The sequence below is a fragment of the Mucilaginibacter sp. SMC90 genome (assembly GCF_022811725.1).
GTDB lineage: Bacteria > Bacteroidota > Bacteroidia > Sphingobacteriales > Sphingobacteriaceae > Mucilaginibacter.
In genome coordinates this window covers 6,082,581-6,097,732 of the sequence record NZ_CP094527.1, presented here as the reverse complement: position 1 = coordinate 6,097,732, position 15,152 = coordinate 6,082,581, and the positions used below count along the sequence as shown (strand labels likewise).

The following is a 15,152-nucleotide window of genomic DNA, read 5'->3' as shown; positions in this document are numbered from 1 at the left end:
AACTGGGTTTACTTATAGTTAACCGTATAAACACGAATCTTTTCAGGCAGCAGACAATTAAATCGAATTACACGAATTTAAAATTGATGCATTTTAAATTCGTGTAATTCGACTCAATTAGTGAAAATTAGTGTATCAATTTCATTTATATTTGCACCTTTTTGAAACAGAACTTGATATGAACTTTGTTGAAGAATTACGTTGGCGCGGCATGCTGCATACCGAAATGCCCGGAACCGAGGATATGTTAAATAAAGGTATGGCTTCGGGGTATATCGGGTTTGATCCAACTGCCGATTCATTGCACGTTGGCCACCTTACCCAAATCATGACCCTGATCCACTTTCAGCGCGCGGGCCACAAACCTTATGCTTTGGTTGGCGGTGCTACCGGCATGGTGGGCGACCCATCGGGCAAATCGGCCGAGCGTAATTTATTGTCGGAGGATGTGCTTCAGCATAACCTGGAGGCGGTAAAAAAACAGCTTACCCGTTTCCTTGATTTCAACACAGGTGCCAACAGCGCCGAAATGGTGAACAACTACGATTGGTTCAAAAACTTTACTTTTCTTGATTTTATCCGCGATGTAGGCAAGCACATTACGGTAAACTATATGATGGCTAAGGATTCGGTGAAGAAACGTTTGGAGGGCGACACCGGCATGTCGTTCACTGAGTTTACTTACCAATTAGTTCAGGGTTACGATTTTTACTACCTGTGGAAGCACCATAACTGCTCACTGCAAATGGGCGGCAGCGACCAGTGGGGTAACATTGTTACTGGTACCGAGTTGATTCGCCGTAAAGACAGCGGTGAAGCTTTTGCCTTAACTACCAACCTGATCAAGAAAGCTGATGGTACCAAATTCGGTAAAACCGAAAGCGGTGCTGTTTGGCTTGATGCTGAGCGTACTTCGCCATACCAGTTTTACCAGTTTTGGTTAAATACAACCGATGTTGACGCTAAATCATACATCCGTATTTTTACCTTGCTTGATCGTGAGGTTATAGAAGCTATGGAGGCAGAGCATGATGCTGCTCCTCATACCCGTATACTGCAAAAAGCTTTGGCAAAAGATATTACTATCCGCGTACATGGTGAAGCCGAATATGAAAAGGCTATCAAATCATCAGAATTTTTGTTTGGTAATATAGGTATCGAATTTTTGAACGAGTTGAGTGAAAACGAGGTGTTGGGTTTATTTGCGGGAGTACCTAACTATAATATCGCACTAAGTGAGTTGGAGCAGGGCATTAACGCTACCGATCTGTTGGCTGCGAAAACGGCTGTTTTTGCATCAAAAGGCGAAGCTAAAAAGATGATTCAGGGCGGTGGTGTTGCCATTAATAAAGTTAAGATAGGCACTGCCGATGATGTTTACAATAATGATGCGCTGATAGGCGGTAAATTCATCGTAGCTCAAAAAGGTAAAAAGAACTACTTTTTAATAGTTGCAGAATAAGTTAGGTCATTGAGTCATTCGCACAGTTAATGACTTAATGACAAAATGACCCAATGATAGAAAAGCGATAGGTGAAATAAAACCCATCGCTTTTTTGTTGGCCTAATATTTGTAAATACGACAAATGGTAGTTATATTTGTACATATGTCGTATAAGTCAAAGCCGGATACTAAAAATGAGGTCAAAGAGCCAATGGCAGCTTATGTTGTTCAGGGTGCGATGCCTTCGTTTTATAGTTTATTGAATGGTTCAAAACAGGTAAAAGCCTCGTCTGATTTTGATATCATCAGCCTGGCCCGTAAGGGATTCCCGAAAAGCGCTTTACTTTCTCTTGCAAAAAAAATTTCCCTCAATATCCAGGAGCTTGCCAATATATTGCATATTTCCGAGCGCACCTTACAACGTTACGAGGATGATGTCATTATTAAAACCGAATATGCCGAAAAGGCCATTGAGCTTGCACGGCTTTACACCCGCGGCGAGGAGGTTTTTGAGTCGATGGATAAGTTCAAGATCTGGATCAAAACACCATCGGTGGTTTTCAGGGGCGAGGCTCCTGTAACTATTTTGGATACTTCGGCCGGTTTTGATATGGTTTTCAAGGAGCTTGGTCGTATAGAGCACGGTATTTTTGCCTGATGATACTTTATCGTATCACTAAATGTAATTACGCTGCCGACCTGAGCGGCGCGGGAGCGCGATTATATGGCGGCCGTTGGAACAGTGAAGGCAAACCGATGCTTTATCTTGCCTCATCCCGGTCATTAGCGGTGTTGGAAGTGCTTGTGCATTTAGATCCTTTGATAATTCCGGGTAATTACTGCCTTGTAGAAATTGAAGTGCCGGATGACAAAATAACCACCGTTAAGGTTGAGCAATTACCTGAAGATTGGCGGGATATATCGGGCCCGGTAATTTTGCGCGAATTTGGGGATACTTTCCTTAAAAAACAGGAATATTTGCTGATGAAAGTGCCCTCATCAATTGTCCCTGCCGAATATAATTATCTCCTTAATCCTCTGCATCCGGATGCTTTTGATGTGAAGCTTTTAAAAAGAGAGCCTTTTGGTTTCGACCGGAGGCTACTTTAGTCATTAGGTCATTTGATAAATCGTTATTAAGTCATTGTATAGCGTTTGCATTTTTAGCGCAAGTCTTGTGTCAAGGGTATAAGCGTGGGTGACTTGTGCTTTTCCTGAAATGTCTGACCAATGACCTAATGACGAAAAAAGGCGATGGAAGTAGTTGTTTCCATCGCCTTTCTTATAATGACTCAATGACTTTTAAAGATCGCTCAGTAAATCCAGTTTCTTGGCATTATATTCTTCCTGCGAGATAAGGCCATTATCAAACAATGTTTTTAGTTTCTTTAATTTTTCGGTAAGCTCATCGGGTTTAGCTGCAGGTGCAGGTGCTGGCGCAGGCGCTGGTGTTTCCTGTAAAACCGGTGCGGGGGCTGCAACCGGTGCTGGTGGAGTTACCGGTGCGGCGGGCGCTGCATACCCGTTTGGCTGTGAAAAAGGCTGTGGCGAAGCAGGTGCCGCAAAAGCACGGGCAGGCGAGTTTTCTAACTGAATAGAACCTGATTCGGCACGTTTTTGTTCAAGCTCGCGCTGGCGGCGGGCTTCACGCTCAACTTCTTTACGCTCCTGGGCGTACTGGTATAATTTACGGCCCTGAACTTTAGGGAGGTAATCAACGGCCATTTCGGCTCCGCCGGTTGTCCTCACGCTGAATACGGCACCAATGATCTCCTCTTTGGTATGTACGTCAACAATATCTTTCCAAACAAAATCAACAAACTTGATAGATAAACCCAGGTTGGCCGGGGTAAAAAATAATACACGTTTGTTAGTTATAGCGATACAATCAGGAAAAAGGTTTACCAGCGGTTTTTTCTGAACGGCTATATAAATAATCTCCTCGCCGGTTGATAGCAGATCAACGAGACGCGAATAAACCTTTTCAACTGCTTTAGGATCCTGTTCCTCTGTTAAAAATTTCTCAATCATGTTTTTAGCATTTATGATGCGCGCAAAAATAATAATTATAACGGTCAAAGAGTCAAGAATTAAGCGTTAAGAAGCAATAAAAAAGATAAAATCTTATTCAAAAACTTTCCTGAATCTTGATTCCTGACGTCTTGATTCTCAAATAGTATTAAGCAATCAGCAAATTACAGCCGCGAATATCCGACTGGTCAAACCTGCCTAATACTTCAAATGAGCTGTCATTATAAATTCTGCCCAAATCCTGCGTGGCAATGAACGCACAGGAGTTGATATTGGCCAGATCAATAACGCTGATCCCACCTGTTTTACCATTTTGTAACGTACTGAGCGGATCGTTAGTATCCCGGATGATGATCTTCATCCAGGGCGGGCAATTGAAAATACCATCGCCTTTGGAGTAAGCTTGTGATAGCAGTTCGGTCATTCCATATTCCGAATGGATGTGTTTTACGCCAAATCCTTTACCTAAAATATCATGCAGCTCCTCGCGGATCATTTCCTTACGGCGGCCTTTCATTCCGCCGGTTTCCATTACTACCAGCTCGGGGAAATTTATTTGATAACTTTCGATAAAATCAAGCAATCCAAAAGTTACACCAATCAAAAGCGTAGGCTTTCCGGCGTCCTGTTGTTTTTTAAGTTGCTGAAAAAGTTCATCATGGTTATACAGAAAGAAACCGCTATCCGGGTTGTTTGATTGCTTAATAAGATCATCAACCATATAAATAAGCGATGAACCTTCGCGTTCAAGATAGGAGGGAAGCAGTGCTAAAACTGTATAATCCCTGATATCGCCATAAAAAATAGTAAACGCTTTACGGAAACTATCCTCATACCAGGATGTGTCTGTCACCCGGTGACTGCTGGTGATCATACCTGTAGTGCCCGAACTGGTGAAAGTTACCTCAACAGGTTCATCAGTACTTAATATAGTGTGCGATTTAAAAAACTCGATAGGTAAAAAGGGAATTTGCCCGTAAGATGTAATTGCTAACGGATCAATTTTCAACCCTTCAATAAACTGCCTGTAAACCGGATTATGCTTTGCCTGGTAATTGAAAACCTGCAACGCTGCTTCATTAAATTGATCATCGGTATTGATAGAAAATACCTGCTGTTTACCGGGTTTGCTCATTGGGGGCAAAGATAAGGAAAACCATGATTCGCATGATTGCGGAATTTGAACCATGATTCGCATGATTAATGGATTTACATGACATCAAGATTGAACCGTGATTTACTTGATTGGAGGATTTGCTTGATATCATGTAATCCTTAAATCCTATAAATCATGGTTCAAAATCCCGGTTCAGACAAACACCGCAAGTTTCGGGTTGAAGTGTTTTATGACTAACCAGACCTTTGACGTATCAAAAACAATAATCATGAACACATTTAAAATTGTACCATTATCTAAATCATTTGCGCAAAAAATAAGAACTACCATGATCGACGATTTTGCGGGAGAAGTGGTTGAACAGTTAGCTACCGGCCTTGGGCCTTGCCGGGTTTCGCTTAAGCCGTTTGAACGTAATGTTGACAAACGCTTACTGTTAAAACATTCGCCGTTTGAAATTGAAAATGCCTACAACCAGCCGGGACCGGTTTTTATCAGTGCCTCAGATGTTGAGGAATACAACGATATCCATCGTTTTCCTCCGGAGATCAAAACTAATAAAAAGAGTTTTCCACTGTCGCTTATAGGTTATAGTAAAGCGCAGCAAATGGTTTTGACACGGCTTGTTGGTGATGCCGATGTTGATGAACTGATAACCGAAATATTTGCCGAAAATGTTAATGTTGAATATTTGCATGCCAGAAATGCGCAGGCGTGTTGTTTTATATGCAAAATTGAGCGTGTTTGACTTTGAAATTACATAAAATTAAAAAACAAGTGCGTGTTTTGGGGGTTAGTAAAGTATAGAAGCGTACAACAATTAGTTATATTAATCATCCATCCCCATGAAAACATTAAAATTTTTGAGGCTCCCGGTTTTGTTAGGCCTCTTTTTCGTAATGATATCGGCAAAGCCTGCCGATGATGACAGCAAGCAAACGGAGCGCATCCATAATTCAGCAAACGTACTGAAAGAGTTTGCCAAAATGAAGGAAAGCATCCCCCACCAGTTATTGGAAGAATACGAAGGTATTGTGATTATTCCTAAGATGATCAATGCAGGTTTTGGCATAGGAGGTAAACGCGGAAAAGGCGTAGCTATGGTGAAACTGGGTAACGGCAAATGGAGCGACCCAGTGTTTGTGACCTTAACAGGCGGCAGCTTTGGTTTGCAAATTGGCGTACAATCAGTCGATCTGGTATTGGTATTCCGTAGTAAAGGTGTGTTAACCAAGGTTAAAAACGGCGATTTTACCATTGGCGGCGATATTTCTGCAGCAGCTGGCCCGGTTGGTCGCAGTTCAACTGCAAGTACCGATTATAAGCTGCAAGCCGAGGTTTATTCTTATTCGCGCAGTAAAGGCTTATTTGCAGGTATAACTATCAACGGTTCAAACCTGGGTATCGATAAAGATTCAAATGCAGCTTATTACGGAGCAAAAGCAACCTCGCAGGACATATTTGCTCAGGCAACAAGCACCACCGAAGCAGTAAAAACATTAAAAGAAACACTGGCTTCATTTTAAGCTAAATACACTAACAACAAAATGCCCGGAATTTTGCCGGGCATTTTTGTTTTAATGCTTTTGAAAGGCTTGTTTAAGGAGCAGTCCTGATAATGCAGAAAGCCCACCGATCAATCCTCCTAAAATGCCCGTTACCGCCAGTATAAACCCCCAGCCTGGCAGATGGAACAGGTGAGCTATCCTCGTAGCCATAATATGGTCATTCGGGATACTTTTAAAAAGTGCCAGTACAATCCACACAATTAAAACGGCAACAAAGGCTTGCCAAAAAGAGCTTTTTGCCGTAGTGCCAATAATAAGGGCCGTTAAAAAAGATATGATAGCAACTATCCACCAGGGTAAAAAGTATCCGCTGGCAAATGAAAGTATAAGTATGATGAGGAATAACATGATGCTGAAATTATTTACCGGTTAATGTATAAGTTGATTTGATACGCGGTGAAGGCTCATTGGCCGATTGCATGAAAAGTAATTCTTTCAGATGGCCTTCATTCCAGGTTTTAAACATATCGTTATAAAAAAAGCTACCTGGATTGCCCGACTCGCCGCCAGGGAAAATACCATAACCTTTCACTTTTGGCCCCATTTGTACCACCATACGCCATGAAGGGCCGTGACCGTCATTTAAAGCATTAACGGTAGATCCGGTGCCGCCCGATTCAAAATTGCCTGATCCAAAGGCCGGCTGGCGTGACAGGCTGGCTATCTCCATTTTCTTGAAATTGCCCCATCGCCAACCTGCTCCGGGCTTCCCGCATCTATCGGCTATTTGCTTTACAGCGGCTGCAAAAGCTTTATTAACAATGTCTGCTGCGGTTTCTTTGGCAGGTGTGCGGGTATCATCAAACCATTTAGAGTCAGGCTCTTTTAATAGCAGTCGTTCGGTGCGGTCCATTGAGGGGAAGTTGCCTTGCAGGTTCTTATCTGCAAAATCATCGGCCCATACACCATTATATAATTGCGACCACCAATTGCCAAATACGGTAGCGCCGGTTGAAGCTGCTGAAACGTTTTTGTCCCATTTAAGGATTTCGTGATATGCATAAAGTTGTGTGGCATCAAGTTTTGCCGGGTCGAGGTATTTTAACAACGTTGGTAAAATATCCTGCGCGCGGATGCTGTAAACATCGGTTTGCAAAACCCGCATGCTATCTACGGTAGCTTTGGTCATAGCCGATAGCCGGTCGTTAATGCGTTTGCCGCGTTCGTAGGATGCAAACGTCCAATCGATGTAATAAGGATAAGTAGGATCGGTGGATGACTGATTGGCCGAACTCACAAAGCCCCGCGGCGGGTTTTTAACTGTCGGGTCATGCTCAAAGGGCACCCAGCCATGCCAGTCGTCGGCAGGATCGGTTCCGTCTAAAATAAATTTACCTTGGTCTTTATATTTAAGTGGATACTTACCGTTAGGGGTAATGGCTATATCATCTTTACTTGCAAAAACAAAATTCGACGCCGGAGCGCTGAAAAAGGTAAGTGCTTTACGGTAATCAGCATAATTTTTACCGGTATTAAGCAGGTACATAGCCATCAGCTCATTTGAAGGTTCATGTGCTATCCACCGCAGGGAATGACCTACCGGAACAAAATCGGCACCATCTGATTTTTGAACATCATTTTGATAAACAACCGGGCCATGATGGGTATAAACTACGGTATCATAAACGGGTTTTTGGCCAAGCACATCAATTTTTTCGATACGACGTGTGGTTTTATTCCATTTGTTATCATACCAGTATTCATCCATTTTAGTATCCCTGAATTTTTCCTGGTACCAGTCCAACACGTCGGCATCAACATTGGTGATACCCCAGCTGATATTGTTGTTGAACCCTAAAATTACACAGGGAGCACCAGGCAAGGATACACCGTAAACATTCATACCCGGTGCCGAAAGCTGGATCTGATACCAGATGGAAGGTAAAGTAAGATTAAGATGCGGATCATTAGCCAGGATGGGATAGCCGCTTGCTGTTTTATTGCCGGCTACTGCCCAGTTATTACTGCCGATGCCTTCAACGCGGGGTTTGGTATTGGCGCTATCGGTCATGCTGGCCAAAAAATGTGCGGATGGTTTGGGAATAGGCAGTGGTTTAAAATAGTCCCATTTTGTACCTACGGGGATAATAGGATCTTCGTGCATGGGATAATCCGGAAAAAGATCATTGGTGGTAGCAGGGCCAAATTTGCGCAGGATGTTGGTCATTGCAAATTCGTTTGAGCCGCCGGCCAGTGTTTCTGACATCAGCTTAAGCAAAAATGCGCAGTTGATGGGCTTCCATTCTTCAGGCGCGTAATTCAGGAGTTTAAATTCTATCGGGTAATCTCTCGGGCTCAGCTGGTGAATGTAACTATTGATCCCATCAGTATAAGCAAGGATCATGTTTCGTACTACCGGATCGGCCATCATTGCCGTTATGGTTTTTTCGGCACCGTAAACCATACCCATGCGGCGGTGATAGCGGTCAATATCCAGCACCTTGGGCCCTATAACTTCGGCCAGTCTTCCTGCCGCCTGCCGGGTTTGAATATCCATTTGCCAAAGGCGATCGGTGGCGGTCATATAGCCCTGGGCAAAGTACAGATCGTGTTCATTCTCTGCAAAAATGTGCGGAATGTGATTTTCATCAAATTTAATGGTAACCTTACCCTGAAGGCCTTTAAGCCTCAGATCGAGGGTGGGCAAAATGTTCTTGCTTTCGGCATTTTGCCAAAAGCCATCGGCAGGGCTTAGGAATTTTCCCAATGGAGGTACAACGCCAAATTTGGTTTGTAATGCCCAGATGAGCAGTAAGGTAAAAAAAATGGATATGAATGCTTTTGTTAACTTCATTGTTGATGATATGCCCCTAAAGTTAACTATTTAGGCTGCATATTCAAGTTTTGGCTTACGCTTGTGATAATGTTTTTTAGGTTTTGGGGTTTGAAGTGAGTCTGTTTTGGGCTGTTTCTTTTCCCTTCGGAAATCCCATGGTGGGGTTGGGTTGGGATCCTGCCACAAGCCGAGCTTGTTTTCACGAGCCTGCTGTTCTAATGCAGCCAGTTCGGCGTTTTTGGAGTAGGCTTTGTATTGCCAGGCGTAACCGTTTTTTACCAGCGCGTAATTTATGTTTGTACCATTGGTAAGTACCACTTGTGCAACTGTACGGCCATAGCGGTCATGCTCATGGCCTATTAATTTTACCTCTTTACCAAAGCACAGGTCGGACGTGAATTTTTTAGCCGCCTGCCCAAAGGCCTGTGATTTTTCGGGACAGTCAATTTCGGCAAGCCTTACAGTAACCTGTTGGTTATCGTTACTAAGCAAACCTAAAGTATCGCCGTCTTTTACCTTTACAACCTTATAAACATCGGCATCGGGTTGTTTGGTATTATTAGGATTACAACCCCATAAAACCAAAAGAATAAACAAGAGCGCGGAGTATTTTTTTAGCATGTGCTGTGGATGTGCAGATTTCAGATGTGCAAATATGCAGATGAATTTATTGATGTGTGGATTTTATATGTACAAATGTGCAGGCGATTTGATTAAGCTTATTGATCAGCAAACAATCTGCACATCTGAAATTAATTATTTCCCATGCAAACTGAGCGCATTTCCGTCGGGGTCTTTAACGGTAGCAAACCTACCCCATGGCGTTTTTTCCGCGTCGGCCACTTCGAGGCCTTTTACCCTTAGTTCTTCTATTTCTTTGTCCAGATCGTCGGTTTTAATCACCAGGCCACGTACACTCCCTGCGGGCATTTCCGGAAACCAGTTTACCAGTGTGATAGAAACCGGCGAGCCCGGGAATGACATCTGGATCCAGGTTTGTTTTTCAAAGTTGGCTTCAATCATAATTTCAAAACCTAATTTCAGGTAAAAGGATTTGGCCGCCTGTTGATCGGTTACAGGAATGGAAATAATTTCGATAGCTTTCATTTGTTTAGCGTTGATGGTTTATATCGGGTAGGTTTAACCCGCGTTGAATGTCGAACTTATCTTTGAAAAATCACAACAATAAAAATATTTTTTGCATCGATACTGTATCATTTTTCGTAATTGAACCCGATCTTTAAAACATAATCAGCCTGTTTTTTATTTAAGGAAAAATGCCCGCCACCAACCAGAATTTTTATTCCAACCTGAAAGTGAACACCATACCCCTTGGTGAGCTTTTTATTAAAGATGAGTTATTTGATAAAGTACCTGCCGACTGGCATATCATCATTACTGATATTAAAGGAAGCACCATAGCCGTAAACAACGGGCAGCACGAAAACGTGAATTTTGTGGCTACAGGCAGCATCGTATCGGTACTTAATATTGCTTTTAAACATAACATAACTGTGCCATTCTTTTTTGGTGGTGATGGCGCAACGTTCATAGTTCCGGAGCCTATTGTTGATGTGGTGATGCAGGCGCTGGCTTTGTATAAGGACAATACCCGTAAAAATTTCGATCTTGAGCTTCGTACGGGTATTGTGCCTGTTAGTAAGGTTTATGAACAGGGGCACAAGCTTTGCATCAGCAAATATTGTACTTCGGGCAATTTTACAATACCTATTATCCTGGGCAACGGATTAAGCTATGCCGAGAAGGTGATAAAGGGGCGGGAAGGCGAATCGTTTGACTACATGGCGCAAGAAGGTGAACTTGACCTTACCGGTATGCAATGCCGCTGGGACAAGATCCCTCCGCCCGAAAACACAGATGAAGTAATATCCCTGCTGGTAGTTGCCCGCGAGGAAAATAAGCAAGCCGGTGTTTTCAAAAAGGTGGTTTGTTATATTGATGAAATTTACGGCGATTCGGAAAAGCGGCAGCCTATATCAGTTCCAAAACTTAAGCTTAAATCAACTTTCGACAGGCTTGGCAGAGAGATGAAAGTAAAACTGGGCAAGATAAAAGTGATAGAGCTGATCAAAGAGTGGATGGTAATGCTGTATGTCTATATTTATTTCAATACAAAAAAAGGTAGGCATTACCTGAATCGCCTTGTTGAAATGTCGGATACGCTGGTTATCGACGGTAAGATCAATACCGTGATATCGGGTACGTCGGCGCAAAGGAAAAAGCTGCAGGAAGTATTAACCCAACTTGAAAATAACGGCGAGCTGTATTTTGGTTTCCATGTAAGCCGCGAATCGGTAATGTCATGCTATGTGCGCGACCTGGAGGATGGACATATTCATTTTGTAGATGGATCGGAAGGGGGATATACCAAGGCCGCCGGCTTTATTAAAAAGAAACTGGCGGGCTCATAAAAAAAAGCCGCTGTTTATAAGCAGCGGCTTTTGTTATGAATAGCGTTTAGTATGCTAACTAAAATGCTTGTACAGCAGATATCCTATCACGGCAATTATTGCAACGCCGATAACTATATAAATTGGCTGCGCTTTTTTACCTCCCGAGCCATCAACTTTTACATTGCCGGTACGCTTAAGTACGCCCCATCCGCTCAGCTCTCCTTTTAAAGCTTTTCGCAGTGATTTAAACAGTACATAGTACATCAGCTGCCGCCACATAAACCGCTGCGGAATGATGTACACAAGTTTTTTGTAATCCTCCTTTTCCATGCGGAAAGCGATGATACCAACAATAAAATCAACCACTACAAAGGCTACATAGTAAAGCAGCATCTTCTCCGGTTTTTCGCCAAACAGTGCAAACAGCATCATCAGATCGGCAAGAGGGGAGAACAGCGGTAATATGATCTGGAAAATAAGGATGTTAGGCATCCCCACCATTCCAAAAAACTTATATTTTTTGTTAAACAGCGCATCTCGGTTTTTCCAGAAGCTTTGCATTACACCAAAACTCCAGCGGAAACGCTGTTTAAGTAACATATTGATACTTTCAGGCGCTTCGGTATAGGCAATGGCTTCGGCGCAGTTGCGCACCACATAGCCTTGTTTTAGGATGCGCATAGTTAAATCACAATCCTCGGCAAGGGTATCATAAGTGAAGCCGCCTGCACGGAAAATAGCCGATTTACGGAATGCGCCAATTGCCCCCGGTACAACAGTAATACTATTGATCAAATCGAAAGCACGGCGGTCCATATTTTGCGCTGTAATATACTCTATGGATTGCCAGCGCGTAATGACATTGGTTTCGTTGCCAACTTTAACCGTTCCGGCTACGGCACCTATTTCCTCATCGGTAAAGTAGGTCATCAACTGGTAAACAGCATCAGTTTTAAGCTGGGTATCGGCATCAATACAAACCACAAAATCATTTTGTGCATGGGTAATGCCGAAGTTTAATGCCGACGCCTTACCTCCGTTTGCTTTGGTTAATATTTTGATAAGCGGATTGCCTTTATAAGCAGCTTCTACAACCTCAAAAGTTTTATCTTTTGATCCATCATCAATAAAAATGATCTCGAATGATGGATAGTCGGTTTTGAGCAGGCTTTGAATGGTTGCTACCGCGTTAACCTCCTCGTTGTAGGCCGGCACAATGATGCTTACCGGAGGCATCACATCTTTATCACGGTCAAGTTTTTTAGATTTTTTGTCAACGCTTCGTTGTCTTATAGCTAAAATGCCTATAAGTACAATACGGCCAATGGCCAGGAATATGGCCGACAGGAATACATAGATCAGGGCCCAGTTGATATAGTAATAACCGTGAACAAAAACATCATAAGCCGGACCGAAAATACCTGTGCTTGGGTCATTTTTAATCGGCGGCATCAGGTCATCCTTGGTTTTGCCAAGCACATCGGCAATGGTGGTGAACTGGTATCCGTGCGATTTAAAGTAATGGATGATTGCAGGCAGGGCTTTAACAGTTTCTTCGCGGGTATCGCCACCGGCATCATGCAGCAATATCATTGATCCGTTATCTTTTTGCCTGATGGTACGGGCAATAATGCTGTCGGCAGTTACGCCGGGCTGCCAATCCCATGGGTCGATAGATTCGCCAATGGTGATATAGCTTTGGCGGCGGCTTTCAGCAACCGGGATAACCTCGGCAAGTGTTTGCGGTTCGGCATCGGCGTTAAAAGGCGGGCGGAACAATATAGTGCTCCTGCCTGTTACCGATTCAATAAGTTTACGGGTGGAGTTAAGCTCCAGTATCACCCTTTTTAAACTAATGGTTGAAATATCAGGGTGGAAGAAGGTGTGGTTACCTATTTCATAGCCTTCCTCATACTCACGCCTCAGCAGTTGTATATTCTTCTCAGCCATCGAACCAACCACAAAGAAAGCTGCAGGTACTTTTTCGGCCTTAAGGATATCTAAAATACGGGGGGTAAAGTCAGGATCGGGCCCGTCGTCGAAAGTTAAAACCACTTTTTTAGGGGCGTAACCGTACCTGCGGATAACGTATTTAGTTGGAAGCTTGATGTAATGCTGATCAAGAATAGTAAATGTGGAAGTATCCATCTTTACATTGATCTCGCCGGTGGTAGGCGTTGTGATGAGGTCAAGTACCTCGCCATCGCCGTCATAGTCAACATTTACGCGGTTGTTTAAACCTACCGAGGTGAGTTTGCGCATGTCGATACCGGTTTTTTTCAAAGAATCTATCGACAGGTTTTTCTGAAAGAAGGTCCACAAGCGCGGGTCTTCTGCACCTAAACGCCATAGTGCTACGCCGCCGGTTGCCCAGTCGTCGGCCATGCGGATCACGTTAAAATTAGTAGCGGCATCAGTAAAATAAACAGTATGGTCAAGGCTATCCTTGTCCATATAGGTATAATGCAGGTTGGCCGAATTTGGGTCGAAAGTGATCTTGCTTTTTTGTTCATCGGCAGTACTGATAGCCTGCTGATATCCCATTGTTTTGCCTACGCTGTTTTCACGCCAGTCATAGGCACCGCCTGCAAAAGTTAAAATTATTTTTTCTGACGGAACTTTTGAACATACGTCATCCAGGATCTGCTCAACCCAGCGCTGGTTTGAAAGGTCGCCGGCATTTGTGGCTTCATAATGTTCATCAATAGCCATGATGAACAGGAAATCGTTCACATGTTGCAGCTTGGTAATGTCAAAAGTTTCGTCTTCAGGTACTACGTTTTGCGTAACGAGTAAGCCTTTGGCATGCAGCGTTTCATAAAGCTCTTTTTGAAACGCTATATAGTTTTTGCTGTTACGGTCTTTAAGCTCGTCAAAATCAACATTGATGCCTTTTAGCTTGTTTTTGGTTAGCGCATTAACTATGCTGTTGATGAAATTAGTGCGAAGGGCCTTGCTGTTAACAATACGGTCAACATCCTTAGTATCGTAGCCACCATGCGCATTATCATAATTTACATAATTTGACAGCGAAACAACAATTGGTTTGTTGTACTTTTTGTTGAGGTTCATTAAACCGGTATCCAGCTTGGTAATTACGGTATCAACCTTTGGTGCTATAAAAAAACCTTCGCTTACCACCATATCCAGGTGGCCAATGTTCACTACCAGTGAGTTATAGGCCTGTGGTTCCCATGCACGGTAAAACGCGGCATTGATGCGGTCTTTATTGTTGGGTTGCTTAATCTGATGAAGTTTTTTTGCGCGTTCAAGAGCTTCTATCTCAGATTTTTGAATTTTGAACGATTTGAATTTTGTTGACTGTTTTAACTTCTCAAGCTCCTCCCTGGTCATTTTTTTAGGAGCCGGATTAAGGTTGGGGAGTTCGGGGTAATATGTAGAGCGGATAGTTACAATTACGGCTATAATACCAATAACCAATGCAGCCAGTAGTATACGGCTTAACCATTTAAAACGGTTCCACCTACCGGGGTTATCAGCCTGAAAAACTTGCTTGCTTGACGACATTAAGAGAAATTACTTTACTAAAAGTATTGGTTTGTTATGAAGATTGTATGAAATGGGAATTTAGCATTATTTAGCGGTTTTTCCAGGTTCAATACCCGAAAAATCAACACCGCATTTACAATTGCCGCCACAGCTTTTTTTGGTTGTAAGAGCCCTATACATCATACGGCCGATGTAGAAAACAGCGCCTGCAAAAAGTATCGCGATAATGATGATCTGCATATTCATAAAGACAAAATTAAGCATTATTTAATATATACGTACAGACAGGGTA

14 protein-coding genes are annotated in these 15,152 nt (G+C 42.9%); 6 read left to right on the top strand and 8 right to left on the bottom strand.

The features are described 5' to 3' along the window. Positions 1 to 178: 178 nt before the first annotated feature. The 3 genes from tyrS (at position 179) to MTO98_RS25130 (ending at position 2,554) form a co-directional block, all read left to right on the top strand. Positions 179 to 1,462: a tyrosine--tRNA ligase gene (gene tyrS / locus MTO98_RS25140; protein WP_243481734.1), complete on the top strand. Its 1,284-nt coding sequence runs from the start codon at positions 179 to 181 to the stop codon at positions 1,460 to 1,462. A 124-nt stretch (positions 1,463 to 1,586) separates the two neighbouring features. Beyond that, positions 1,587 to 2,102, top strand: a complete 516-nt coding sequence (locus tag MTO98_RS25135; protein ID WP_243481733.1) for an antitoxin Xre-like helix-turn-helix domain-containing protein — start codon at positions 1,587 to 1,589, stop codon at positions 2,100 to 2,102. After that, entirely contained in the window at positions 2,102 to 2,554 is a 453-nt protein-coding gene (locus MTO98_RS25130; RefSeq protein WP_243481732.1) for an RES family NAD+ phosphorylase, read from the top strand. Before MTO98_RS25135 ends, MTO98_RS25130 begins: the two co-directional genes overlap by 1 nt. Before the next feature lie 192 nt (positions 2,555 to 2,746). Here the strand turns inward: MTO98_RS25130 and MTO98_RS25125 are convergent, their stop codons facing one another. Then, complete coding sequence (locus MTO98_RS25125) at positions 2,747 to 3,475, bottom strand: PH domain-containing protein (protein WP_243481731.1); 729 nt, start codon at positions 3,473 to 3,475, stop codon at positions 2,747 to 2,749. Between the two features lie 148 nt (positions 3,476 to 3,623). Beyond that, positions 3,624 to 4,610, bottom strand: a complete 987-nt coding sequence (locus MTO98_RS25120; RefSeq protein ID WP_243487949.1) for an acyl transferase — start codon at positions 4,608 to 4,610, stop codon at positions 3,624 to 3,626. 250 nt (positions 4,611 to 4,860) lie between these two features. Between MTO98_RS25120 and MTO98_RS25115 the strand changes: the two genes are divergently transcribed. Continuing rightward, positions 4,861 to 5,340, top strand: coding sequence for a DUF1203 domain-containing protein (locus MTO98_RS25115; RefSeq protein WP_243481730.1), 480 nt, complete (start codon positions 4,861 to 4,863; stop codon positions 5,338 to 5,340). 97 nt (positions 5,341 to 5,437) lie between these two features. Continuing rightward, positions 5,438 to 6,118, top strand: a complete 681-nt coding sequence (locus MTO98_RS25110) for a lipid-binding SYLF domain-containing protein (protein ID WP_243481729.1) — start codon at positions 5,438 to 5,440, stop codon at positions 6,116 to 6,118. Positions 6,119 to 6,169: 51 nt separating this feature from the next. Here the strand turns inward: MTO98_RS25110 and MTO98_RS25105 are convergent, their stop codons facing one another. The 4 genes from MTO98_RS25105 to MTO98_RS25090 form a co-directional block, all read right to left on the bottom strand. Continuing rightward, complete coding sequence (locus tag MTO98_RS25105) at positions 6,170 to 6,508, bottom strand: hypothetical protein (protein WP_243481728.1); 339 nt, start codon at positions 6,506 to 6,508, stop codon at positions 6,170 to 6,172. A 10-nt stretch (positions 6,509 to 6,518) separates the two neighbouring features. Then, positions 6,519 to 8,954 (bottom strand): penicillin acylase family protein, encoded by a 2,436-nt coding sequence (locus tag MTO98_RS25100; RefSeq protein ID WP_243481727.1) that lies wholly within the window; start codon positions 8,952 to 8,954, stop codon positions 6,519 to 6,521. Between the two features lie 30 nt (positions 8,955 to 8,984). Continuing rightward, positions 8,985 to 9,557, bottom strand: coding sequence for a thermonuclease family protein (locus MTO98_RS25095; RefSeq protein ID WP_243481726.1), 573 nt, complete (start codon positions 9,555 to 9,557; stop codon positions 8,985 to 8,987). Between the two features lie 135 nt (positions 9,558 to 9,692). Then, a complete protein-coding gene (locus MTO98_RS25090; protein WP_243481725.1) occupies positions 9,693 to 10,043 on the bottom strand; it encodes a VOC family protein in 351 nt (116 codons plus the stop codon). A gap of 170 nt (positions 10,044 to 10,213) precedes the next feature. Between MTO98_RS25090 and MTO98_RS25085 the strand changes: the two genes are divergently transcribed. Continuing rightward, a complete protein-coding gene (locus MTO98_RS25085; protein WP_243481724.1) occupies positions 10,214 to 11,368 on the top strand; it encodes a DUF3095 domain-containing protein in 1,155 nt (384 codons plus the stop codon). A gap of 54 nt (positions 11,369 to 11,422) precedes the next feature. Here MTO98_RS25085 and MTO98_RS25080 read toward each other — a convergent pair whose 3' ends face one another. After that, positions 11,423 to 14,878: a glycosyltransferase gene (locus MTO98_RS25080; RefSeq protein ID WP_243481723.1), complete on the bottom strand. Its 3,456-nt coding sequence runs from the start codon at positions 14,876 to 14,878 to the stop codon at positions 11,423 to 11,425. A 66-nt stretch (positions 14,879 to 14,944) separates the two neighbouring features. Further along, entirely contained in the window at positions 14,945 to 15,106 is a 162-nt protein-coding gene (locus MTO98_RS25075) for a FeoB-associated Cys-rich membrane protein (RefSeq protein WP_091218164.1), read from the bottom strand. Positions 15,107 to 15,152 lie beyond the last annotated feature (46 nt).

Coding starts and splice junctions, on each gene's coding strand:
- tyrS (WP_243481734.1), top strand. CDS start 179: ATGAACTTTGTTGAAGAATTACGTTGGCGCGGCATGCTGCATACCGAA.
- MTO98_RS25135 (WP_243481733.1), top strand. CDS start 1,587: ATGGTAGTTATATTTGTACATATGTCGTATAAGTCAAAGCCGGATACT.
- MTO98_RS25130 (WP_243481732.1), top strand. CDS start 2,102: ATGATACTTTATCGTATCACTAAATGTAATTACGCTGCCGACCTGAGC.
- MTO98_RS25125 (WP_243481731.1), bottom strand. CDS start 3,475: ATGATTGAGAAATTTTTAACAGAGGAACAGGATCCTAAAGCAGTTGAA.
- MTO98_RS25120 (WP_243487949.1), bottom strand. CDS start 4,610: ATGAGCAAACCCGGTAAACAGCAGGTATTTTCTATCAATACCGATGAT.
- MTO98_RS25115 (WP_243481730.1), top strand. CDS start 4,861: ATGAACACATTTAAAATTGTACCATTATCTAAATCATTTGCGCAAAAA.
- MTO98_RS25110 (WP_243481729.1), top strand. CDS start 5,438: ATGAAAACATTAAAATTTTTGAGGCTCCCGGTTTTGTTAGGCCTCTTT.
- MTO98_RS25105 (WP_243481728.1), bottom strand. CDS start 6,508: ATGTTATTCCTCATCATACTTATACTTTCATTTGCCAGCGGATACTTT.
- MTO98_RS25100 (WP_243481727.1), bottom strand. CDS start 8,954: ATGAAGTTAACAAAAGCATTCATATCCATTTTTTTTACCTTACTGCTC.
- MTO98_RS25095 (WP_243481726.1), bottom strand. CDS start 9,557: ATGCTAAAAAAATACTCCGCGCTCTTGTTTATTCTTTTGGTTTTATGG.
- MTO98_RS25090 (WP_243481725.1), bottom strand. CDS start 10,043: ATGAAAGCTATCGAAATTATTTCCATTCCTGTAACCGATCAACAGGCG.
- MTO98_RS25085 (WP_243481724.1), top strand. CDS start 10,214: ATGCCCGCCACCAACCAGAATTTTTATTCCAACCTGAAAGTGAACACC.
- MTO98_RS25080 (WP_243481723.1), bottom strand. CDS start 14,878: ATGTCGTCAAGCAAGCAAGTTTTTCAGGCTGATAACCCCGGTAGGTGG.
- MTO98_RS25075 (WP_091218164.1), bottom strand. CDS start 15,106: ATGAATATGCAGATCATCATTATCGCGATACTTTTTGCAGGCGCTGTT.